The following is a 21,507-nucleotide window of genomic DNA, read 5'->3' as shown; positions in this document are numbered from 1 at the left end:
CGGCGTCATGACTAAAAAAGCGGATCAGCGTTTCAGATCAGCCACCGTGTCCACATCGCTTAGTTGATCCAGCAGAGCAACACGCGCGCCGGGGACTGAGGTCAGCGTGTCCGCCAGCGCATGTTCGGTGGACCAGCGCACATCTTTGAACAGACCACTCGGCAGCGCACCAAATCGCTGAGCGCCTACCAGCCAATAGCCGCCGTCCGGCGCAGGCCCAAAGGCCATCTGAGAAGACCCCAGCGCCCTGAACGCCCGCGCAATATGAGCGCGGGTGATCCCCGGAATATCCGCACCGATCAGGCAGACGGGGCCAAGTGGCATCCCACGCAGCATCCGCCCCATCCGGTCACCCAGATCACCACGCCCCTGCGCGGAGCGCGGCAGGTCCGCAGGCCAGACGCGGCTGGTCAGCCCCTCGCGATCTGGCGAGACCGCCAGCACGATCTGCCAGCGTGGATCGCGCAAGCGCCGGATCAGCGAACGAGTCTGGTGCCGGAACCACCATGCAGCCCCGACCATGCTGATATCGCGGCCTAATCGGGTCTTCACCCGCCCCGGCCTCGGTTCTTTCACCATGATCACAAGGGTGCGCTGCATGTCAGGCGAAATAGTCCCGCAAAATGCGTGAATAGATCGCCTTGAGCTGCTCGATCTGGGTCACCTCGACGCATTCATCCACCTGGTGCATCGTGCGCCCGACCAGACCGAATTCCACCACCGGGCAGTGATTTTTGACAAACCGCGCGTCCGAGGTGCCACCCGTGGTCGACATCTCTGGTCTCATGCCCGTTTCCGCCTCAACCGACTTGGCAACCAGATCAGACAAAGGACCGGGGGGCGTGAGGAAACTTTCGCCCGAAATCTTGATCCGCACGTCGATCTCAACCCCGAACGCGTCCGCCACCGCAGCGGCCTCGGCCCGAAGCCAATCGCTGAGGCTGGCCCCGGAATGCAGATCGTTGAAGCGGATATTCACCGCGCCGGTACATTGCGCAGGGATCACGTTGGTCGCCGGGTTTCCGGTGTCGATTGTCACCACAGCCAGTGTCGAAGCATCAAAATGGTCCGTGCCCTGATCCAGCTCGTGGCTGGCCAGTCGATCCATCAACCGCGCCATTGCAGGCATCGGATTCTTGGCCCGATGCGGGTAGGCTGCGTGCCCCTGCACCCCGGTCACGGTGAACCAGATATTCATCGAACCGCGGCGGCCGATCTTCATCATCTCGCCCATCGTATTGGGGCAGGTCGGCTCCCCCACCAGACAGACCGACATCTTCTCATCCGCGCTGTCCATATAGTCCAGCAACGCGGTCGTCCCGTCCACGGCATCACCTTCTTCGTCGCCCGTAATGGTCAGGATCACCGCCCCGTCCGGAGGCGTTTCGCGCACGAAATCAACCGCAGCCGCAGCAAAGGCCGCAACACCGGACTTCATGTCCGTCGTTCCGCGACCGTACATGACCCCATCTTTGATCTCGGCCCCAAAGGGCGGCATGGTCCATGCGGCCTCATCCCCGACCGGAACAACATCCGTGTGACCATTGAACCCAAAGCTGCGCGAATGCCCTTTTGCGCCCCATCGGGCAAATAGGTTGCTAATGCCGCCACGGTCTACCCGAGTGCAGTCAAATCCAGCGTCGGACAGGATTTTCTCAAGCAGTACAAGGGCGCCACCTTCTTCTGGTGTGACCGAAGGGCAACGGATCAGGTCCGCTGTCAATTGTACCGGATCTGTCATTTTCGTCTCTTTCTGACTGTATTTTCGCGGGATCGCGCACAGATTCAACGAATTGAGCAAATTGCCAACCCCTGCAGACACGATTTCAGAGGCTTTTTTGCCAATCCACCAGATTGGCGTTCCAATAAATCATGACTGTTTACCCAAAGACCATCTTGCCGCACCGTTCAAAACTGCGTTACAGGGCGGCGAAACAGGTAAATTGACGATGAAACGTGCCCTTTTCGCTTTGATCTGCCTGACTTTCGCCGTTCTTGCACAGCAAAGCCAGGCCCAGACTCTGTCGGTCGCCACCGTGACCCGCACCCCGTTTTCCTTTGTCGAGGATGGGGCGCAGACCGGTTTTTCAATGGACTTGCTCGCAGCGCTGTCTGAATCCCTGAACTGGGACTACGAGATCAGCCGAACCGAAGCCTTTAGTGACATGCTGGGATCGGTTCAGGACGGGTCTGCGGATCTGGCGATCGCCAATATTTCGATCACGGCCTTGCGTGAAACGCAGATGGACTTCAGCCAGCCGATATTCGAGGCGGGTTTGCAGATCATGGTCCCTTCCGACGCGGTGCGCCGCCCCTCGCTGTTGCAGGCGCTGTTGTCACCCGAGCTGTTCATCGCCATCGGGCTTGCTTTTGCCATCCTTCTGGGCGGCGGGATGCTTATGTGGGTGTTTGAACGCCGCTCGCAGCCTTATTTCGACCGCAAGCTGGACGAAGCGTGGTTCCCTTCGTTCTGGTGGGCGCTGAACCTGGTAGTCAATGGCGGGTTCGAGGAACGGATGCCGCGCACCCCATTTGGTCGGCTATTGGGCGTTGTTCTGGTCGTCTCTTCGCTGTTTATCGTATCCGTCTTCACAGCGCGGATTACGTCTGTGATGACCGTAGACGCCATCAGCGGCAACGTGAACTCGGTCAACGACCTTTACGGAAAGCAGGTTGGCACGATCACCGGTTCGACCGCGGCCAATTTCCTGAACCGGCGCGAGATCGAGTTTGTTGGCTATGAGGGTCTGGAACCAATGCTGGAGGCGTTCAGAAACGAAGACTTGGACGCCGTTGTGTTTGATGCCCCGATCCTGTCCTATTATGCCTCGCACGAAGGGCGGCGGATCGCGTCAGTAACAGGTGGTGTTTTTCTGCGCGAAAACTATGGAATTGCCTTCCCGACGGGTTCTCCACTGGTCGAGGAGGTCAACCAAGCATTGCTGTCCTTGCGTGAAGACGGCACCTATGACGAGATTTACCGCAAGTGGTTCGGGGTTCGGAACTAAGCCGGTTCCTCATCCCCGAAAAACGGTGTCATCTGCGCGACGATAACAGCGTTCTCGTCCAGCGCGCGCTGCATCAGGGCGCGTTCATCGGGATCAATGTCGTGGCCCTGCGCCTCACGCTCGGCCAGAGTGCCATAGCCGGTCACATCCAGAGGCGCCGTATCCGCCTGTTTCAGGATCGCCACAGTCTCGCGCACCGCCTCTGCCTCATCCACGCCGCTGGCAAAGCACATCAACGCCGCACCGGTAGCGCCTTCGGGCAAACCGTCACCTTCCTTGCGGCCGATCTGCACAAGCAGAGTGTAAACTTGCTGACGAGAGGGTTTCTTTTGCTTTTCCATGCGGGGGCCATAGCCCCGTGCACTGTCCCGGTCAAGCGATTGCGCTAGCGTAGGCGCCTCGTCATAGTGGCCCTGCCGTCAGCCAAAAAGGTGCTTCATGACCTATCCAGATTTCATCACCGATTTTCCCAGCCTCGATGTCCCCTTCCCCGAGGATGTCGTGCAGACCGCCGTGATCCGGTCCGATGCCGGGCTGGTGGCGTTTTTCACCTTTCTGAAAGATTTTGAACTGCCCATGCATTCGCACAAGGCCCAGTGGGGAACGGTGATCGAAGGTGAGGTTGAACTGACCATCGGCGATGAAACCAAAACCTACCGCCCCGGCGACAGCTATTCGATCCCCTCGGGCGTTGAACATGGCGGCAAGATCAAAGCCGGGTCGCGCGTGATCGACGTGTTCGAGGAACCCGACCGCTATCCGGTGAAAGGCTAACAAAAAAGGCCGCAGCGCGGTGCTGCGGCCCTTGTTCGGTTGGCGCGGAGTTTAGTCGCGCAGCAGCTCGTTGATCCCGGTTTTCGAGCGGGTCTTTTCATCCACCCGCTTCACGATCACGGCGCAGTACAGGCTGACATTGTTCTTGGACGGCATCGAACCCGCGACAACCACCGAATAGGGCGGCACTTCGCCATAGGTGACCTCACCGGTTTCGCGGTCGACGATCTTGGTCGACTTGCCGATAAACACGCCCATGCCCAGAACCGAGCCTTCGCGGACGATACAGCCCTCGACCACCTCGGACCGGGCACCGATAAAGCAGTTATCCTCGATGATGGTCGGACCCGCCTGCATCGGTTCCAGCACGCCGCCGATGCCGACGCCGCCGGACAGGTGGACGTTCTTGCCGATCTGAGCGCAAGAGCCGACGGTGGCCCAGGTATCAACCATGGTGCCCTCATCCACATAAGCGCCTAGGTTCACGAAAGACGGCATCAGCACCACGCCCGGCGCGATATAGGCCGACTTTCGGACCACGCAGTTCGGAACGGCACGGAACCCGGCCGAGCGCCATTGGTTTTCACCCCAACCGGTGAACTTGCTGTCCACCTTGTCCCACCAGCCACCGGCCTGTGGGCCGCCGTCCTGAATTTCCATATCCTTAATACGGAAGCCCAGCAGAACCGCTTTCTTGGCCCACTGGTTCACATGCCAGTCGCCGCTCTCCAGCTTTTCCGCCACGCGCAATGCGCCGCTGTCCAGCGCGTTCAGCGTATCCTCGATCGCCTCGCGCTGCTCGCCGGTGGTGGCGGGGGTAATTGTGTCGCGCGCGTCCCAGGCGGCTTCGATGGCGGCTTCGAGTTGAGCGTTGGACATGGGGGGGGCTCCCTGCAGAATCTGTTCACGTTGGTCTTGCCTATACGCAAGCAATGGACTGGCCGCAATACGACGCAGAAGGCGCAGTTTGCGTCCGATTGCGCCGGTTTCAGCTGCCCAAAGGGTCAGGAGAGATATTGCCGCCGCAGATAAGCACCGCCACGCGCTCTTGCGGTTTGGGTTTGTAAGCGCCCGACAGCAACGCGGCTAAAGCTGTTGCCCCTGCCGGTTCGACCAGAATGCGATGGGCGCGCCACAGCACGTGTTGCGCCTTGGCGATGGCCTCATCTGACACCAGAACCGACGTCATGCCCTGCGCCAGTCCGAAACAGATCGACCCGATCCGCCGGGCGCCCAGCGCATTGGCCGCAATCCCCGAGACGGTGACATCCACAGGTTCCCCCGCCCTCAACGCGGCGTTCAGCGCACAGGATGTCTCGGGCTCGACCGCCACAACCTTACGCGCCCCTTGCAGCCATGCCAGCGCGCCCGCGATCAGACCGCCGCCGCCGACTGCGATCAGAACAGTGTCAGCCTGCAACCCCTGCGCGTCCCATTCGGCGAAACAGGTACCCTGACCAGCCACCGTCGCAGGCGCGTCATAAGCGTGTATCTGCATCGCGCCGGTCGCGTCCTCATGCGCCTTGGCCGCCGTCAGCGCGTTGGCGTATTCGCCCGGCACCACGCTCAAATCCGCGCCCGTTTGCCGGATCAAAGCGATCTTGGACGGGCCGGCTAGTTCGGGCACGAAAATCTTGGCCGGATATCCCAGCGCCCGTGCCGCATAAGCCGCCGCAGCGCCGTGATTGCCACCTGACGCCGCAACAACCCCGGCCTCGGGGACATCCATGCTGAGCAGCGTGTTGAACGCCCCGCGTGCCTTGAAACTGCCGGTGTGCTGCATATGCTCCAGCTTCATCTCAACCGGATAATCCAGCCCCAACGCGCGGCTTTCCATCACGGGCGTCACCTGCGCATACCCGGCGATCCGGTCGGCGGCTGCTGAAATTTCGCTCTTCCAATTCATTCTTGTTCTTCCGTGACTGGCACTCTGACCGCGAACCCTATAGCTGTTTTGGAAACACGCAAGCAGGGAAGCTTCACGCATGAGAGAAGACCGCCACAATCCGTTCCGCGACGCGCAGACCGACCGCTCGACCGCGAGCGAGGTGCCGGACACGCCGCAGACCCGCTCGCCCGCTTATCGCCTGGCCTTTGCCGATGACGAGTTCCTGTGCCGCGATGAACTGCGCCCGGTGCGCCTGCAACTGGAACTGCTCAAGCCCGAGATGATCATGTCCGAGCGTGAGATTACCTCGACCATCGTCATGTTCGGCGGCGCGCGCATCCCCGAGCCGTCGCAGAAGCACACCGCGCGGACCGAAACGCTGGCCGGTCTGTCGCAATACTACGACGAGGCACGTGAGTTTGCCCGGCTGATGACCGAGAAATCGAACCTGACAGGCTGCCGCGAGAACGTGATCGTCACCGGTGGCGGCCCCGGTGTGATGGAGGCCGGCAATCGCGGCGCATTGGATGCGGGTGGCTGTTCCATCGGGCTGAACATCGTGCTGCCGCATGAACAGGCACCGAATGAATTCGTGACGCCCGAACTCAGCTTCAACTTCCACTATTTCGCCATCCGCAAGATGCACTTTCTGATGCGCGCCCGCGCCATCACTATCTTCCCCGGCGGCTTTGGCACCCTGGATGAGCTGTTCGAGTCGCTGACCCTGATCCAGACCGGCCGGATGGACCGCGTGCCTTTCCTGCTGTTTGGTCGCGCGTTCTGGGAAAAGGTGATCAACTGGGAGGCGCTGGCAGATGCGGGCACCATCTCGGACGAGGATCTAGACCTATTCCGCTTTGTGGACACCGCGCAAGAGGCGGTCGAGATCATCGAGAACTGGGAACCCGCCCCGCCCCGCGACGACATTCCGGGGCGCTAAGCCATGGCCCCCAAACCCGGAGAGATGCTGCACCTGCGCGGCAATACCCTGAACGCCGGTGATCCTGTGGCGCTGCCGCTGACACAAAGCAGCATGTACCACCTGCCCGGCGCGCCGGACGGTTTGGCAACCTATGGCCGCGTCGACAACCCCACATGGGTGCATCTGGAACATGTACTGGCCCATCTGGAAGACGCGCCCTGTCTGGCCTTTCCCTCGGGCATGGCCGCGATCTCGGCGGCGTTCTTTGCCACCATCAAGGCCGGGTCGCGCATTCTGATCCCGTCCGATGGGTATTATGTCACCCGCTTGCTGGCAGATCGCTTCCTGTCCGGCCTTGGTGTTTCCGTCACCGAACGCCCCACGACCGCGTTTACCGAGGGCGGGTTTGACGGGTTCGATGTGGTCTTTGTCGAAAGCCCCTCGAACCCCGGCCTCGACATGATGGACCTGCCCGCGATTGCCCAAGCTGTACGCGCGGGCGGAGGGATCACGATTGCCGACAACACCACCATGACCCCGCTGGGCCAGCGCCCGCTTGATCTGGGGGTGGATGTGGTTGTCGCGTCAGACACCAAGGCGATGGGCGGGCATTCCGATCTACTGATGGGCCATGTGTCCAGCCGCAACGCGAAGATCATGGAACGGGTCGAGGAATGGCGGCGCGTGTCCGGCGCGATCCCCGGCCCGCATGAGGCATGGCTGCTGCATCGTGGGCTGGAAACGCTGGACGTGCGATTTGACCGGATGTGCGCCTCGGCGCAAGTGCTGGCTGAACGGCTGGCAGATCACCCGACGGTGAGGTCCATCCGCTTTCCCGGCCTACCCTCTGATCCTGCGCACAAGCTGGCCAAGGCTCAGACCGCGCGGTTCGGGTTCTTGCTGTCAATCACGCTGGACAGCGAGGAACAGGCCGAAACCTTCATCACCTCTTGCCCGATGCTGCGGCCCGCCACGTCCTTTGGCGGTGTCCACAGCTCGGCCGAGCGCCGCGCGCGCTGGGGCGATGATGTGGACCCGGCGTTCATTCGCCTCTCGGTCGGCTGCGAACCGGTCGAGGAGCTGTGGCAGGCCATCAACAGCAGCCTGAATGCACTGTGATTACTTCTTCTTTGGCTCGCGCAGCTCGGTGAACACATAGATCGGCAGCACGATGCTGGCGATCAGCGCCCCCAGCCAGACCAGCAGGGTCGCAGCCAACAGGTTCGAGATGCCGCCCACAGTCAGGCCATTGGTAATCAGGTCGGTCAGCAGCAGGCCAACGAATGTCACGATCAACGCGATACCACCTTTGATCGAGGGGGCGCGTTTTTCGCCCATCTTCAGGATCAGCGGTTCGGCAATCCACTGAACCAGCGTAAAGACGATCACCACAACGATGAACGAGATCGGCCGGATCGCAAATTCGGGCAGCAAAATCGCGGCAAGGAACAACCCGATGGCGTTACCGACCAACAGGGCCAGAATGGACTTGAGTCTGCGCGTCATTGAGGTCTCCGTCAGCAATCAATTAGAAACATGAAGATATTAGCAGGATTAAGAGATTTAGCGAGGCGTTTCAAAAGCCCCTTCCTTTTGGCCTATTGAAATCGCATGATAAAACGGAACTATCAAGATCAGACCCCCACCGATGAGAGGTGAGATGAGCGACGATCCTTATTCCGTCCTTGGTGTTGCGAAAGACGCCACCGCCGCCGAAATCAAGAAAGCCTATCGGCGTATTGCAAAGGAATGTCACCCGGACCTGAAACCGGGCGACGCCGAGGCAGAGGCCAAGTTCAAGGCCGCCGCTGCTGCCTATGACCTGCTGAAAGACCCCGACACGCGCGCGCGATATGACAATGGTGAGATTGACGCCTCGGGTCAGGAACGTCCGCAGCAGCAATATTACCGCGACTATGCCGAGGCCGCCGGAAACCCCTATCGCGGACGGGCCACGGACCCGGACGATATGTCCGACATCTTTGCCGAGTTCATGCGGGGACGCGGCGGCTTTGGCCAGCGCACACAGGACTTTCACGCGCCCGGCCACAATCGCGGCTACAGCCTGCAAATCAGCTTTCTGGATGCCGTGTTCGGGGCAAGCCAGAAGCTAACGTTGCCCGATGGCGACCGGATCGAGGTCAAAATTCCGGCAGGCATAACCGACGGCCAGACAATTCGTCTGCGGGGCAAAGGCGACCCCGGTTTCGGCGTAGGGCCGCCCGGTGATGCTCTGGTCACAGTTTCGGTCGCGCCACATCCCGTATTCAAGCGACAGGGGGACGACATCCACATCACACTGCCAATCTCGATCGACGAGGCCATACTGGGCGGAAAAGTCCCGGCCCCAACCATAGATGGCGGTGTAAATGTCAGCGTCCCTGCGGGAACCAGCAGCGGCAAAACTCTGCGATTACGCGGGAAAGGCGTCAAGAAACGCGGATCAAACGAGCGCGGAGATCAATTGATCGAGCTGACAATCTCGATGCCTGACCGAGTTGACGATGAACTGAAGGGCTTTTTAGAGACTTGGCGCGAGAGCCACAGCTATGATCCGCGCAAAGGAATGCCGTCATGACCCGTTCCCTGACCGAAGAAGAGCTGATCGAAACCGTTTCCCGACTGACTTCTCTGCGCTTATCCGAATACCTCGCCGCCGAGATCGTCATCCCCGAGCAAACAGACCGGGGACTCGTCTATCACAGTCTGGACGTGGCGCGTCTTGAACTGGCCTGCGAACTGCACGAGCAGTACGATATGGAGGCGGATGCCCTGGCCATGATGATCTCATTGATCGACCAGATGCATGGGCTGCGTGCTGAACTGCGCGAGGTTTTGAGCGCGGTTGAGGCCCAGCCGGACCCCGTACGGCAGACGCTGATCGAAGTCATCGGAGCAGCGCGTTTCAGCCGGAAGTGAATGGTCAGTTCCCCACCACGTATTCCTCAGGCACGAAAAACGTGTAATCCCGGTCCGCGACGGCTTCGTGGCAATCGTGACAATAGGAAACGGCGCTGGCGCGATCGCCCATCGTGTCCCCAAAAAGCGACCCATCCGGCATGACCATAATATATCGCCAGTCTGCCGTGTCGGGGCTGGCACCCTCGGCCAGTTTTTCCATTATGAACAACGCACCCGGGTGCGTGTTGCCTTCGTCCGTAACGGTCATACTGTCCTTGGCCAGCACGGAACCCATCGGCAGTTTCTCACCTTCCTGCAGAGTGCCATAGTTGTGCGCCATTCGGTTTGCATAACTGTTTACAAACCGCTGCCCGTGGGTTGCTGAAATATACGGCGCATCATTGAACAAGGGCCAGTTCTGGTAATTTCTGAGCTGTTCAAGCTGCGCGGCGGCATATCCTTGCGCCATTCGCTTCTGCAAAGACTCATAAATACGCAGCGCCTCATCCTTGGAAAGCTCTGCAGGATTCTCAATCGCGAGATGCGCGTCCTCATCGCTTGACTGAGCCGCCACCTGCTTCGCAGCAAAGCCCGCAACGGCCAAGATGCAGAGCAAATTGAGATTATGTGCTATCAACCGTGAAAACATAATGATCGCCCAACTGGTCAATTTCGTTCATTTGAAAGCCGCGCCAGGTAAAGGAAAATAATAGCGGCAAAGAACAATCTCGCCAAACTCGGTTCAATACATTCACCGCAATGTGCGCAGCCGTGAAAGAAATTCACCCGCTTTGACCAGACAAATATATCAAATTGCGCATGCAATAGACAGCGTTCAGCGCAGGAAATCTGGTATCTGGTCGCGCAAATTCTAGGCTTACTGCCCTTCCAGACCCGCTTCGGCGGCAATCTGCCTACGGGATTTCCGGGCACGCTCGGTTGCCGACTTCAACTGACCACAGGCGGCCATGATATCCTCACCGCGAGTCTTGCGGATCGGCGAGGCATAGCCCGCTTGGTAGATGATATTCGCAAAGGCCCGAATGCGGTTGTTCGAGCTGCGCTTGTAGGGCGCACCGGGCCATTCGTTGAAGGGGATCAGATTGATCTTGGCCGGGATTTTGTGACGTTTGATGTGATCAATCAGACGATGTGCGTCTTCGTCACTGTCGTTCACACCATCCAGCATCACATATTCAAAGGTGATCCGCTCGGAATTCGACACATTGGGATAACTGGCCAGCGCCTGCAACAATTCCTCGATGTTCCAGCGCTTGTTGATCGGCACCAACACGTCGCGGGTTTCGTCGGTCGTAGCGTGGAAGGAAATGGCAAGCAAACAGCCAATCTCTTCGGCGGTGCGCGCAATTTCCGGCACCACGCCCGATGTGGATAGGGTGATCCGACGACGCGACAGGGAAATGCCCTCGGGGTCCATCGCGATCTTCATCGCGTCACGGACATTTTCAAAGTTATACAGCGGCTCGCCCATGCCCATCAGGACGATATTCGACAGAAGGCGGGTTTCGTCTTTGGGTGCGCCGGGGGTCGGCCATTCCTCAAGATCGTCGCGTGCCATCATCACCTGACCGACGATTTCCGCCGCCGTCAGGTTCCGCACCAGTTTCTGCGTCCCAGTATGGCAAAAAGAGCATGTCAGCGTGCATCCGACCTGAGACGAGATACACAGTGTCCCACGGTCTTCTTCCGGGATGTAGACCACCTCAACCTCGTGGCCTCCCGCGATCCGCACAAGGTATTTGCGGGTGCCGTCCTCAGAGATTTGCCGCGTCACCACTTCGGGGATTTCGATGACAAAGTTCTCGGCCAGTTGCGCGCGATACGCTTTGGCGAGGTTGGTCATTTCGGAAAAGTCGCGCACACCCCACTGATAGATCCACTGCCATATCTGGCCGGTGCGCATCTTGGCCTGTTTCTCAGGCGTGCCATGTTCAATCAGCACCTCACGCAAACGATCGCGGGTTAACCCGACAAGGTTCACCTTCCCCTCAGGCAACTTGCGAGGGATGGTCATGACATCTTGAGTGATCGGCGCTTTGGGCGACATAGGGCTATCTCGGCAGATTCTGGCTTGGGATGCGCCTCTATATAGGACACAGCGCAAAGATCAAAAGGAATCGTACGGATCAATTTGCAAGCCGCAGCAATTCGTCCACGCGCGCCCGGCCAAGCTCGACCCGGCAAGAGGTGATGGCAATGCCTGTGCCGGACCCGCCCCCAAACGAGGCACCCACAGCGTCGCACTGCGCGTCCCTGTATCCTAACCAAGCGTCTTGCGAGGCTTCCAAAGCGGGTTGGGCGACGACACGTTGTGTCACCTCGTCCAACTCTTTTGCGGCCTGCATCGCAATCGAAAAACTTGTCTCCAACGCGAGCCCGACACTCTTTTCCATGTCGCCGACACATGTTCCGATTTCGACCTGGGAACTGGCGTCCCCGCACTCCAAAGCAGGATCCGCCACGGCGGAGGACGAGAACAGCAAGACAAAAAAGACGAGACGCATAGCCAACCCCGGGGAAATCATTGATGCAACGGCAGCTACAATAGCACGCAACCGGCCATGACCCCAAACGCGGTTCGGCCGCATCAGCTTGGCTCATGCGACCGAAGCCCGTAGGCTAATTCAGACTGGATTCTGGTCCCGAAAGACGATCAGACCCCGGCAGGCAGGATATCACAATCCGTAGCGTCCAGCGTTTGCACCGGATCTTGCGGACCGCACTGCTCGCCGGATACCGGGTAGGTATCAGCTTCTTTTTCACACGCACTAAGAAATACGGCAGCCGTCATCAACAACGCGGCAAGAGATTTATTCAGCATATCAAGTTCCTTCGTTCTCACTGAACCGATTAGTTCAGATAATTCGGACCCTCTCTTTGATACGGATCAAATTAAGGGTCAATATCCGACCAAAGGAATTCCCATTGAAAAACGGAACGCGCTTTTGGCAAAGTTTATTGGCTGGTACAGCGCTTTTCGGCATCTTCGATCGCAGCCGTGAACCCCAACAGCGAGAAGGTGTCCTTGGTCTGCGTGCCACGCTCGGACCGGGCTGTCAGAACAGCTTCGGTGCCGCGCTTCATGGCGGCAACCACTTTCAGGTCTTCACCTTCGGTCGCAGGCCATGCCCATTCGCCTTCGGTGATCAGCTCGAACTTGGTGCCGTCAACGTCCAGATTGACTGTCGATCCGGCTGCAAAGGGATAGCCGCCAGTGAATGTGACCTGACCCTTCACTTCGGCGTTGGGGCGGTAGAAAACAAACAGCAGGATGTCACTGCGGCGCACCGAAACAACGCGCCCTCCGCGAGTGTTCACTGTTTCCTTCGGGGCGGACACGCTCCAGCATTCGGTAGGATCATCCTCAACGAACACGCTCCAGTCCGTTTTGGCTGCCACCCGATTGGTGCTGGTCGCCTGCTGAGCGGTTGCTGTTGTGGCCATCCCTGCCACGCAAAGGCCCGCGATCACGCGGACAAGCTTTGATCCCATCTGTCCAGCCTCCTAGCTCGACCTAATACCTCATACCCACCGGAGTCGCCTGCGAACCCTGCCTGGTTCGTCTGTAAGTTGCGTATTCCGGTGATTGTCGACATACACACACTAACGCAGGTTTCGCCACAGGCGAAAGGGCGATTGGCAGAATTTTGCGCATGTTACGGAGGGTCCAGATGACGCAGCCAGTACCAATGACAGAACTGTGGCGCGGTCCCTTGCTGGAAAGCCTACATCTGGGCCACGCGGTGATCTGCGACGACAGCGGCCAGATCGTGCAAAGCTGGGGCGATCCGAATGCGGTGATCTATCCACGATCCTCGGCCAAGATGATCCAGGGGCTGCCGCTGATCACATCCGGGGCGGCGGCGAAATACGGGCTGAATTCCGAACATCTGGCGCTGGCCTGCGCGTCCCACAGCGGCGCACATATTCACACGGATCGGGTGTCGGCCTGGTTGGATCATCTGGGCCTGACCGAACATGACCTGCGCTGCGGTCCGCAAGAACCGCAGGACATGGCGGCACGCGACGGTTTGATATTGGCGGATGACACGCCCTGCCAGATCCACAACAACTGCTCTGGCAAGCATTGCGGTTTCCTGACCGTGACCCAGCATATGGGGGCCGGACCGGAATACCTTGAGATCGACCACCCCGCGCAACAGGCCTGCCTGTCAGCCATTGAAGAAACAACGGGCGAGACCAGCCCGGCCTATGGGATCGACGGCTGCTCGGCCCCGAACTTTGCAACCTCGCTGACTGGGCTGGCGCGGTCGATGGCGTGGTTCGCCAGCGCCGCAGACAGGTCGGATCGGGCCAGCGATGCGGCGGCGCAACTGACGGCTGCGATGATCAAACATCCTGAACTTGTTGCCGGGGAAAGCCGCGCCTGCACCGAGCTGATGCGCGCCATGGAGGGCCGTGCAGCAATCAAGACCGGGGCCGAGGCCGTTTTTGTCGCCATCGTCCCAGAGAAACGCATGGGGGTCGCGCTGAAGATCACCGACGGCACCACGCGTGCAAGCGAATGTGCCATTGCCGCCATTCTGGTCAGCCTCGGCGTGCTAGAGGCCGATCACCCGGCCACCCGCAAATTCATGAACGCCACACAATACAGCCGTCGCGGTCTGGAATGTGGGCTGATCCGCCCAGCGCCGGGGTTTCCCGGCTAGGCGTCACATCTCGATCTCGTGCACCTCGGCCACCTCGACCGAGCCAGAGCCGTTCACCACCATTGGGCAGCCCTTGGCCATCTCGGTTGCGGCATCCATGCTGTCGGCCTTGATGACGGTAAAGCCCGAAGCCGGGTTTGCGCCGCCATTGTCGACCACACCGCTGGAACTGACCGTATAAGACTGGCCAACCGGGTTTCCGGGGATTTCAAGCGCCGCGCCCATATTCTGGAACCAAGCACCCCAGGCAGCCATGGTCGCTTCGATCTCGGCCGGGTCGGTCGGGGTATGGCCACCGTGATAAACAAATAGAAATTGCGGCATTTTTTCCTCCCTAGTGAAATCTAATTCAACTGTGCAGCAAGCTTGTCGAGCGTCGACGTCCAGCCTTTTTCGTGGTTGGCCGCGATATCGTCGTCACCCAGGTCGCGGTGATCAATGATCAGCCGTGCGCCTTGGCCAGCGGGTTCAACAAATAGCGTGACGTGGCTTTCGGCACCGCGCCGGTCCTGATCGTCGTGCCAGCCCCACGTAAACCCAACGGATTTGGGCGGATCGACATGCGTGACCTGCCCCGATACCTTGAAACGCTGGCCCTCCGCGTTCTGCATCACCGAATACCACGGGCCAAGGCGTGAAAAATCCAGATTGTGTTCGGGCACATGCACACCTTCCGGCCCCCACCACTGCAACAACTTTTCTGCATCGCTGATCCAGGCAAACAGGTCTTTGGGGTCAATCGGGAACTCTCGTTCCAGTTTCAGGTCGGCCATGACTGCTCCTTTTCGATAGCGTCGCCCAACCGATCAAGGCTGCTTTCCCAGAATTGCCGTTTCGAGATGGTCCATTCGGCAACAGCCCGCAGCCCTTCGGCCCGGATGGAATACATGCGCTGGGTGCCGTGCACGCGTTGTTGCACCAGACCTGCCTCGCGCAGCACCTTCAAATGCCGCGAGATCGCCGCACCGGACATGCCGCGCCCCTCGATCAGATCACCCGCTGGCAATTCTCCGTCCTGCATCAACTGCTCGACGATCGAAAACCGGGTGGCATCGGACAATGCGGAAAAGGCGGTCAGAAGTGTGTTCATGACCGCTTATTAACATTTTTGTTAAATTGAGGAAAGCCCCGATGTTACGACCGGGCGAACTCGGACCGGGCGTATCCCTGCAAATATAGCAGAGCGGTCAGATCGCCGTGGTTGACCCGAACATCGCATTTCTCGGCGACCGAGGGCTTGGCATGCAGTGCGACACCCGTTCCGGCGCGACCCAGCATCCCAAGATCATTTGCCCCGTCACCCACGGCAATCACATCCGCCTCGGACAAACCCAACCGTGCCGTGATCTGTTCCAAAGCGTCCACCTTGGCCTGCCGTCCCAGAATTGGCCGCTGAACGTCGCCTGTCAGTTCACCGTTCTCGGCCAGCAGGGTGTTGGCAAGGTTCTCATCGAAACCCAAGACCTCTGCGACCTTTGCTGTGAAGGCCGTGAACCCGCCTGAGACAAGCGCTGCGTATCCGCCGGTTGCGCGCATGGTCGCAACCAGTTCCTTGCCACCGGGCATCAGGGTGATCCGTTCGGCCAGCACTTTGGCGATCACGGCCTCGTCCAGCCCCTTCAGCAAACCGACGCGTTCGGTCAGCGCGCCCTCGAAGTCCAACTCTCCGTTCATCGCGCGGGCGGTGATATCCTTGACGCGGTCGCCTACGCCCGCTTCGTCCGCCAGCTCATCGATACATTCCTGCTGGATCATTGTGCTGTCCATATCGGCCAGCAGCATTTTCTTTCGCCGCCCTTCGGTGGGCTGTACGACCAGATCAACGCCCATTTTCTGCAGATCCGCCCAGACATCCCATTGATTGTCCGGCGTTTGAGGTACCGAAAACTCAGCCGCTTCGTCCGGGCTGAGCCAAACGATGTCGCCCCCGCCCCACGCATTGCGCAACGACTCTGCCAGTGTCTGGTTCAGCGTCGGCGCGTCGGGGTTGGTGATCAGTGTGGCAACGTACATCTTCGGTCTCCTGCAAGTTGCCCTGCGCATATCGCAGGTGCAGCATTTTCACCAGAGACAGATTGATGCGGCCTAGCCCAGAATTCCCGGCAACCGCAAACCATGTTCACGCGCACAATCCTTTGCGATGTCATAGCCCGCATCCGCATGACGCCACACGCCCGAGGCCGGGTCGTTCCACAACACACGCTCCAACCGCTGCGCGGCGTCCTCGGTCCCGTCGGCGCAGATCACGACACCGGCGTGCTGACTGAATCCCATGCCCACACCGCCTCCGTGATGCAGGGACACCCACGTCGCGCCGCTTGCAGTGTTGATCAACGCATTCAACAGTGGCCAGTCGCTCACCGCGTCAGACCCGTCCAGCATCGCCTCGGTTTCGCGGTTTGGGCTGGCGACCGAGCCGCTATCCAGATGGTCCCGACCAATCACGACCGGCGCTTTCAACTCGCCACTGGCCACCATTTCGTTGAAAGCCAGACCCGCGCGGTGCCGATCGCCCAACCCGATCCAACAGATACGGGCAGGCAGCCCCTGAAATGCGATCCGATCCCGCGCCATGTCCAGCCAACGATGCAGGTGCTCATTCTCGGGGAACAGCTCCTTCATCTTGGCGTCGGTCTTGTAGATATCCTCGGGGTCGCCGGACAACGCGCACCAGCGAAACGGACCGATCCCCTTGCAGAACAGAGGGCGGATATAGGCGGGAACAAAACCGGGAAAGGCAAATGCATTCTCCAGCCCTTCATCCTGCGCCACCTGCCGGATGTTATTGCCATAATCCAGCGTCGGCACGCCTGCGTTCCAGAAATCGACCATCGCCGCAACGTGCTGTTTCATCGACGCGCATGCGGCCTTTTCGACCGCTTTAGGGTCTGTTTCGCGCTTGTCGCGCCATTCGGCCATCGACCATCCCACCGGCAGATAACCGTTGACCGGGTCATGCGCGCTGGTCTGGTCAGTGACGATATCGGGACGCATCCCGCCCTCGGCCATGCGGCGGTAGATCTCGGGGAAAACTTCGGCGGCATTGCCCAGCAAACCAACCGATTTCGCCTCACCCGCTTTGGTCCAGCGGTCGATCATCGCCAGCGCCTCGTCCAGCGTGTCGGCCTTTTCGTCCAGATATTTGGTCCGCAGACGGAAGTCGATGCTGTCCGGGTTGCACTCGACCGCCAGACAACAGGCTCCGGCGAAAACAGCCGCCAGAGGTTGCGCACCACCCATACCGCCCAAACCCCCGGTCAGAATCCACCGGCCTGTCAGATCGCCGCCATAGTGCTGACGCCCGGCCTCGGCAAAAGTCTCATATGTACCCTGAACAATGCCCTGCGTGCCGATATAGATCCACGACCCCGCCGTCATCTGGCCGTACATCATCAAGCCCTTCTTATCGAGCTCGTTGAAATGGTCCCAGGTCGCCCAATGCGGCACTATGTTGGAGTTGGCGATCAAGACACGCGGCGCATCCTTGTGCGTGCGGATGATGGCCACTGGTTTGCCGGACTGGACGATCAAGGTCTCGTCCGCCTCTAGATCCTTCAGTCCAGCGACGATCCTGTCGAAATCCTTCCATGTCCGCGCCGCGCGTCCGATACCGCCATAGACCACCAGCTCATGCGGGTTTTCGGCCACATCCGGGTGCAGGTTGTTCATCAACATCCGCAGCGGAGCCTCGGTCATCCAGCTTTTGGCATTCAACTCGGGGCCGGTCGGCGGATAGACATCGCGGGTGTTTTTGCGCGGATCGCTCATGTGTGGGCTCCTGTGTTGGTGAGTTCGCCTGAAAGCGCCAATTCGCTTAAACGGGACAGCATATTGCGCAGATGAGGTCGCAGGGCCGCGGCGCGTTCATCTCGCCATGTCCACGGGGGCGTTTCGTCCATATACGCCCGCTGCGCGATTTCCATCTGGATCGCATGAATACCCTCGGACGGGCGACCGTAGTGGCGCGTTGTCCATCCCCCCCGAAATCGACCGTTCAGAACGGATGAGTATCCATCAGCATCAGTCGCGACGTGATGCACAGCCTGCTCAACGGCGGGATGACAACTCTGACCGCTATTGGTGCCCGTATTGAACACCGGCAATTCGCCCTCAAACAGATATGGGATCACGGATCGGATCGAGTGACAATCGAACAGGATCGCAACACCGTGGCGATTACGGACCCGCTCCAACTCTTGCTGCAGCGCATCGTGATAAGGCGCGTGGAACGCCAACCGTCGGCTTTCCGTTTCGTCCGCAGAGGGGTCCTGACCCTCAACCCAAATCGGGCGCCCGTCAAAATCCGTCAAAGGCACAAGCGTCGTCGTATTCTGCCCCGGATACAATGAGGCCCCGTCCGGTGCACGATTGGCGTCAATGTAATAGCGATGGATGTTGGATTGAACGACGGATACACCGTCGAAAATCCCTTTGTAGAGCCTGTTTATGTGCCAATCGGTATCGGCGAGGGCGCGACCGGTGTCGTTCAGGCGCGCCGCAATATCGGCGGGCACAAACGTCCCGCCATGGGGTTGCCCCAGCACGATCGGGCCGTCGCCCCTTAGAACGCTGACCACTTCCATCAGTTAAGCTCCGGCATCGGGGTGGCCACAGCGCGCAGGATATCTCCGTCGGCGACCAGCCTTTTTGCGGCCTCAAGGTCCGGGGCCAGATAGCGATCATCCTTTAGCGGGTCGATGTCCGCCCGCAGACGCTGGATGACCTGCTGCAATGGCGCGCTGGTGCTAAACGGTGCGCGAAATTCCACGCCCTGAGCAGCGCACAGCAGTTCAACCCCCAGAATGTAGCTCAGGTTATCGACCATCCGCATCAGACGTCGCGCCCCATGCGCCGCCATCGAGACGTGGTCTTCCTGGTTGGCGGATGTCGGTGTGCTGTCTGTGACGCAGGGGTTCGCCAGATGCTTGTTTTCGCTCATCAACGCGGCTGTGGTGACTTCGGCGATCATCAGGCCCGAGTTCAAACCCGGTTCGGGCGTCAGGAAGGGTGGCAGGTCAAAGCTAAGGGTCGGATCAACCATGAGCGCAATACGGCGCTGCGCAATAGCGCCGATTTCAGACAGGGCCAGCGCGATCATATCCGCCGCAAAACCCACGGGTTCGGCATGAAAGTTCCCGCCTGACAGAATTGCATCCTCAAGCACCAGCGGATTGTCCGTGGCGGCGTTGGCCTCAATCTCAAGCGTGGCCGCTGCCTGGCGCATGACATCCATTGCTGCGCCCGTGACCTGTGGCTGGCACCGGATGCAATACGGGTCCTGAACGCGTGTATCCCCGTCACGATGGCTCTCGCGTATTTCGGACCCGGCCAGAATGGATCGCATGGCTCCGGCAGCTTCGGTTTGCCCCCGGTGGCCACGCAGGGCGTGAATTTCGGGCCGCAGAGGGGCGGTAGAGCCCATGATCGCGTCCGTCGAAAGCGCTGAAATGGCCAGCGCGTTCTGGGCCGCGGGCCAGGCTTCAAACAATCCGGCGAGCGCGTATGCGGTTGAGAACTGGGTTCCATTAATAAACGCCAACCCTTCTTTCGGTCCAAGTTCAACAGGCTCTAACCCGACCGATTTCAGCGCGTCGCGGCCCGGCAATACGTGTCCATCGACATCGGCCTCACCCTCTCCGATCAACACAGCTGTCATATGCGCCAGCGGGGCAAGATCGCCAGAAGCACCCACAGAACCCTGCGCAGGCACAACCGGAGTAACCCCGCGCTCCAGCATATTTTGCAACAGCTCGATCAGGTCCCAACGCACACCCGACGCTCCGCGCCCGAATGAGATCAGCTTGAGCGTCATCATCAGCCGTGTGATGCGGCGGGGCACGGCAGGCCCGACGCCGCAGCAATGGCTGAGGATCAGGTTGCGCTGCAGCTTGGCAGTATCATCCGCCTTGATCTTATGGCTCGCCAGTTTGCCAAAGCCGGTGTTGACGCCATAAACGGCCGCCTCTCCTGCGGCGGCTTCCTGAACGCGCGACGCTGCCGCATCGACGGCTGGTCGGCACCCATCTTTCAAAAAGGCCGAAGCCTGCGTGCGATAGATTTCTGCAAGATCAGACAGTGAAACCTGCCCCGGCCCCAAAGCGTAGCGCGTCATACCTGACCTCCGAATATGCGCGTGTGCAGGGGGTTGAAGCCGATCCGGTATGGCAACTCTGCCGGATGCTGGACATCCCACACCGCCAGATCAGCGCGCTGACCGACAGCGATCGTACTGGCATCCCTTAACCCAAGCGCCAGGGCTGCGTTCCGGGTGACCCCGGCCCATGCTTCTTCGGGTGTTAGGCGGAACAGGGTGCAAGCCATGTTCATCGTCAGCAAAATGGACGCCAGCGGAGACGATCCCGGGTTGCAATCCGTCGCCAGCGCCATAGGCACACCATTGTCCCTCAGCATCTGCACCGGAGGGACCTGCGTTTCGCGCAAAGTGTAGAACGCTCCCGGTAAAAGCACTGCAACGGTGCCAGCTTCTGCCATCGCGGATACGCCATCGCCGTCCAGATACTCGATATGATCAGCGGACAAAGCCCCATAACTGGCCGCCAATTTTGCCCCGCCAAGATTAGAAAGCTGTTCGGCATGCAGTTTAACGGGCAGCCCAAGGTGCTTGGCTTCGTCAAAAACAACAGCAATCTGGTCGGGTGAAAAAGCTATTCCTTCACAAAAGCCGTCCACCGCATCCACCAGCCCCTCGGCCTGAGCTGCACGCAAGGTTGGGAGGCAGACCTCGTTCAGATAGTCGTCTGGCCGGCCCGCAAAGTCAGGTGGCACGGCATGCGCACCCAAAAAGCTTGTTCTGACCCGAACCGGGCGAACCTGCCCGATCTGTCGCGCCACGCGCAGCATTTTCAGTTCGGTTTCAGTATCCAGCCCATAACCGGATTTGATTTCGATGCAGGCGGCACCTTCCGCAATCAAAGCATCCACGCGCGTCATGGCATCTGCCAAAAGCTCTGCTTCGCTGGCCTTCCGAGTCGCCGTGACCGTCGAAAGGATTCCGCCCCCCGCGCGGGCGATCTGTTCGTATGAGGCACCGTTCAGCCGCATCTCGAACTCTGCTGCCCGGTTGCCCCCGAATACAATATGCGTGTGGGCGTCAATCAGGGCCGGTGTCATCAACCTGTCCCCAAAATCCGTGCGTGGCCACGCAGAATATTGCTGAGGCAAGGCCGACTTTGGGCCGACCCACGCAATTCTCTCACCTTCGACCACAACAGCCATGTCCTGGGCCAAACCATATGGCTCTGATCCCGGCACCATCGAGGCCACCTGAGAACAGAAAAGGACCGATTGTGCCGCCATGACGAT

General features: G+C 59.7%; 26 protein-coding genes. 7 read left to right on the top strand and 19 right to left on the bottom strand.

Features of this window, described 5'->3' with window-relative positions; genetic code table 11:
• Window positions 1-24 precede the first annotated feature (24 nt).
• Together ACR0B7_RS17035 and dapE are read right to left on the bottom strand one after the other, a co-directional pair.
• A complete protein-coding gene (locus ACR0B7_RS17035) occupies window positions 25-600 on the bottom strand; it encodes a TIGR04282 family arsenosugar biosynthesis glycosyltransferase (protein ID WP_170485807.1) in 576 nt (191 codons plus the stop codon).
• 1 nt (window position 601) lies between these two features.
• A complete protein-coding gene (gene dapE / locus ACR0B7_RS17030; RefSeq protein WP_170485808.1) occupies window positions 602-1,741 on the bottom strand; it encodes a succinyl-diaminopimelate desuccinylase in 1,140 nt (379 codons plus the stop codon).
• Window positions 1,742-1,949: 208 nt separating this feature from the next.
• Between dapE and ACR0B7_RS17025 the strand changes: the two genes are divergently transcribed.
• Complete coding sequence (locus ACR0B7_RS17025; protein ID WP_170485809.1) at window positions 1,950-3,008, top strand: transporter substrate-binding domain-containing protein; 1,059 nt, start codon at window positions 1,950-1,952, stop codon at window positions 3,006-3,008.
• On the opposite strand, the gene ACR0B7_RS17020 is transcribed toward ACR0B7_RS17025, so the two are convergent.
• Window positions 3,005-3,349, bottom strand: coding sequence for a hypothetical protein (locus ACR0B7_RS17020; protein ID WP_058272663.1), 345 nt, complete (start codon window positions 3,347-3,349; stop codon window positions 3,005-3,007). The genes ACR0B7_RS17025 and ACR0B7_RS17020 overlap by 4 nt on opposite strands.
• Before the next feature lie 97 nt (window positions 3,350-3,446).
• Here ACR0B7_RS17020 and ACR0B7_RS17015 point away from each other — a divergent pair, with 97 nt between their 5' ends.
• Window positions 3,447-3,782: a cupin domain-containing protein gene (locus ACR0B7_RS17015; protein WP_170388823.1), complete on the top strand. Its 336-nt coding sequence runs from the start codon at window positions 3,447-3,449 to the stop codon at window positions 3,780-3,782.
• A gap of 51 nt (window positions 3,783-3,833) precedes the next feature.
• Here the strand turns inward: ACR0B7_RS17015 and dapD are convergent, their stop codons facing one another.
• Together dapD and ACR0B7_RS17005 are read right to left on the bottom strand one after the other, a co-directional pair.
• Window positions 3,834-4,661 (bottom strand): 2,3,4,5-tetrahydropyridine-2,6-dicarboxylate N-succinyltransferase, encoded by an 828-nt coding sequence (gene dapD, locus ACR0B7_RS17010; protein ID WP_170415773.1) that lies wholly within the window; start codon window positions 4,659-4,661, stop codon window positions 3,834-3,836.
• A gap of 109 nt (window positions 4,662-4,770) precedes the next feature.
• Complete coding sequence (locus ACR0B7_RS17005) at window positions 4,771-5,688, bottom strand: threonine/serine dehydratase (protein WP_170570858.1); 918 nt, start codon at window positions 5,686-5,688, stop codon at window positions 4,771-4,773.
• Window positions 5,689-5,767: 79 nt separating this feature from the next.
• Here ACR0B7_RS17005 and ACR0B7_RS17000 point away from each other — a divergent pair, with 79 nt between their 5' ends.
• A complete protein-coding gene (locus ACR0B7_RS17000; RefSeq protein ID WP_170485812.1) occupies window positions 5,768-6,610 on the top strand; it encodes an LOG family protein in 843 nt (280 codons plus the stop codon).
• 3 nt (window positions 6,611-6,613) lie between these two features.
• A complete protein-coding gene (locus tag ACR0B7_RS16995; protein WP_170485813.1) occupies window positions 6,614-7,711 on the top strand; it encodes a cystathionine gamma-lyase in 1,098 nt (365 codons plus the stop codon).
• Here the strand turns inward: ACR0B7_RS16995 and ACR0B7_RS16990 are convergent, their stop codons facing one another.
• Complete coding sequence (locus ACR0B7_RS16990; protein WP_170485814.1) at window positions 7,712-8,098, bottom strand: hypothetical protein; 387 nt, start codon at window positions 8,096-8,098, stop codon at window positions 7,712-7,714.
• 154 nt (window positions 8,099-8,252) lie between these two features.
• On the opposite strand from ACR0B7_RS16990, the gene ACR0B7_RS16985 reads away from it, so the two are divergent.
• Together ACR0B7_RS16985 and ACR0B7_RS16980 are read left to right on the top strand one after the other, a co-directional pair.
• Entirely contained in the window at window positions 8,253-9,170 is a 918-nt protein-coding gene (locus tag ACR0B7_RS16985) for a J domain-containing protein (protein WP_170576921.1), read from the top strand.
• Window positions 9,167-9,511, top strand: coding sequence for a hypothetical protein (locus ACR0B7_RS16980; protein WP_170388830.1), 345 nt, complete (start codon window positions 9,167-9,169; stop codon window positions 9,509-9,511). Before ACR0B7_RS16985 ends, ACR0B7_RS16980 begins: the two co-directional genes overlap by 4 nt.
• Window positions 9,512-9,515: 4 nt before the next feature.
• Here the strand turns inward: ACR0B7_RS16980 and ACR0B7_RS16975 are convergent, their stop codons facing one another.
• From ACR0B7_RS16975 to ACR0B7_RS16955, 5 genes are all read right to left on the bottom strand, one after another.
• On the bottom strand, window positions 9,516-10,142 hold the full coding sequence (locus ACR0B7_RS16975) for a cytochrome P460 family protein (protein WP_170415785.1): 627 nt from the start codon (window positions 10,140-10,142) through the stop codon (window positions 9,516-9,518).
• A 228-nt stretch (window positions 10,143-10,370) separates the two neighbouring features.
• Window positions 10,371-11,561, bottom strand: coding sequence for a dual-specificity RNA methyltransferase RlmN (gene rlmN / locus ACR0B7_RS16970; RefSeq protein ID WP_170570853.1), 1,191 nt, complete (start codon window positions 11,559-11,561; stop codon window positions 10,371-10,373).
• Between the two features lie 79 nt (window positions 11,562-11,640).
• Window positions 11,641-12,018 carry a lysozyme inhibitor LprI family protein gene (locus ACR0B7_RS16965; RefSeq protein ID WP_170570850.1) on the bottom strand — a complete coding sequence of 126 codons (378 nt, stop codon included), beginning with the start codon at window positions 12,016-12,018 and terminating at the stop codon, window positions 11,641-11,643.
• A gap of 149 nt (window positions 12,019-12,167) precedes the next feature.
• Window positions 12,168-12,335 carry a hypothetical protein gene (locus tag ACR0B7_RS16960; protein ID WP_170485818.1) on the bottom strand — a complete coding sequence of 56 codons (168 nt, stop codon included), beginning with the start codon at window positions 12,333-12,335 and terminating at the stop codon, window positions 12,168-12,170.
• 134 nt (window positions 12,336-12,469) lie between these two features.
• Window positions 12,470-13,006: an invasion associated locus B family protein gene (locus ACR0B7_RS16955; RefSeq protein ID WP_170388835.1), complete on the bottom strand. Its 537-nt coding sequence runs from the start codon at window positions 13,004-13,006 to the stop codon at window positions 12,470-12,472.
• Between the two features lie 179 nt (window positions 13,007-13,185).
• On the opposite strand from ACR0B7_RS16955, the gene ACR0B7_RS16950 reads away from it, so the two are divergent.
• Window positions 13,186-14,184 (top strand): asparaginase, encoded by a 999-nt coding sequence (locus ACR0B7_RS16950; RefSeq protein ID WP_170485819.1) that lies wholly within the window; start codon window positions 13,186-13,188, stop codon window positions 14,182-14,184.
• Window positions 14,185-14,187: 3 nt separating this feature from the next.
• Here the strand turns inward: ACR0B7_RS16950 and ACR0B7_RS16945 are convergent, their stop codons facing one another.
• From ACR0B7_RS16945 to hutI, 8 genes are all read right to left on the bottom strand, one after another.
• A complete protein-coding gene (locus tag ACR0B7_RS16945; RefSeq protein ID WP_170388837.1) occupies window positions 14,188-14,508 on the bottom strand; it encodes a YciI family protein in 321 nt (106 codons plus the stop codon).
• Window positions 14,509-14,528: 20 nt separating this feature from the next.
• Window positions 14,529-14,957: an SRPBCC family protein gene (locus ACR0B7_RS16940; protein WP_170485820.1), complete on the bottom strand. Its 429-nt coding sequence runs from the start codon at window positions 14,955-14,957 to the stop codon at window positions 14,529-14,531.
• Window positions 14,945-15,274: an ArsR/SmtB family transcription factor gene (locus ACR0B7_RS16935; RefSeq protein ID WP_170388839.1), complete on the bottom strand. Its 330-nt coding sequence runs from the start codon at window positions 15,272-15,274 to the stop codon at window positions 14,945-14,947. Before ACR0B7_RS16935 ends, ACR0B7_RS16940 begins: the two co-directional genes overlap by 13 nt.
• 44 nt (window positions 15,275-15,318) lie before the next feature.
• Window positions 15,319-16,197 carry a phosphoserine phosphatase SerB gene (gene serB, locus ACR0B7_RS16930; RefSeq protein WP_170576922.1) on the bottom strand — a complete coding sequence of 293 codons (879 nt, stop codon included), beginning with the start codon at window positions 16,195-16,197 and terminating at the stop codon, window positions 15,319-15,321.
• Window positions 16,198-16,269: 72 nt separating this feature from the next.
• A complete protein-coding gene (gene hutU / locus ACR0B7_RS16925) occupies window positions 16,270-17,952 on the bottom strand; it encodes a urocanate hydratase (protein ID WP_170485822.1) in 1,683 nt (560 codons plus the stop codon).
• A complete protein-coding gene (gene hutG, locus ACR0B7_RS16920) occupies window positions 17,949-18,767 on the bottom strand; it encodes an N-formylglutamate deformylase (protein ID WP_170485823.1) in 819 nt (272 codons plus the stop codon). The genes hutU and hutG overlap by 4 nt, the downstream gene beginning before the upstream one ends.
• A complete protein-coding gene (gene hutH / locus ACR0B7_RS16915) occupies window positions 18,767-20,296 on the bottom strand; it encodes a histidine ammonia-lyase (protein ID WP_170485824.1) in 1,530 nt (509 codons plus the stop codon). The genes hutG and hutH overlap by 1 nt, the downstream gene beginning before the upstream one ends.
• Complete coding sequence (gene hutI / locus ACR0B7_RS16910; RefSeq protein ID WP_170485825.1) at window positions 20,293-21,501, bottom strand: imidazolonepropionase; 1,209 nt, start codon at window positions 21,499-21,501, stop codon at window positions 20,293-20,295. Before hutI ends, hutH begins: the two co-directional genes overlap by 4 nt.
• Window positions 21,502-21,507 lie beyond the last annotated feature (6 nt).

The sequence above is a fragment of the Ruegeria sp. BB6 genome, assembly GCF_056539385.1.
This window is presented reverse-complemented; position numbering and strand designations above follow the sequence as displayed.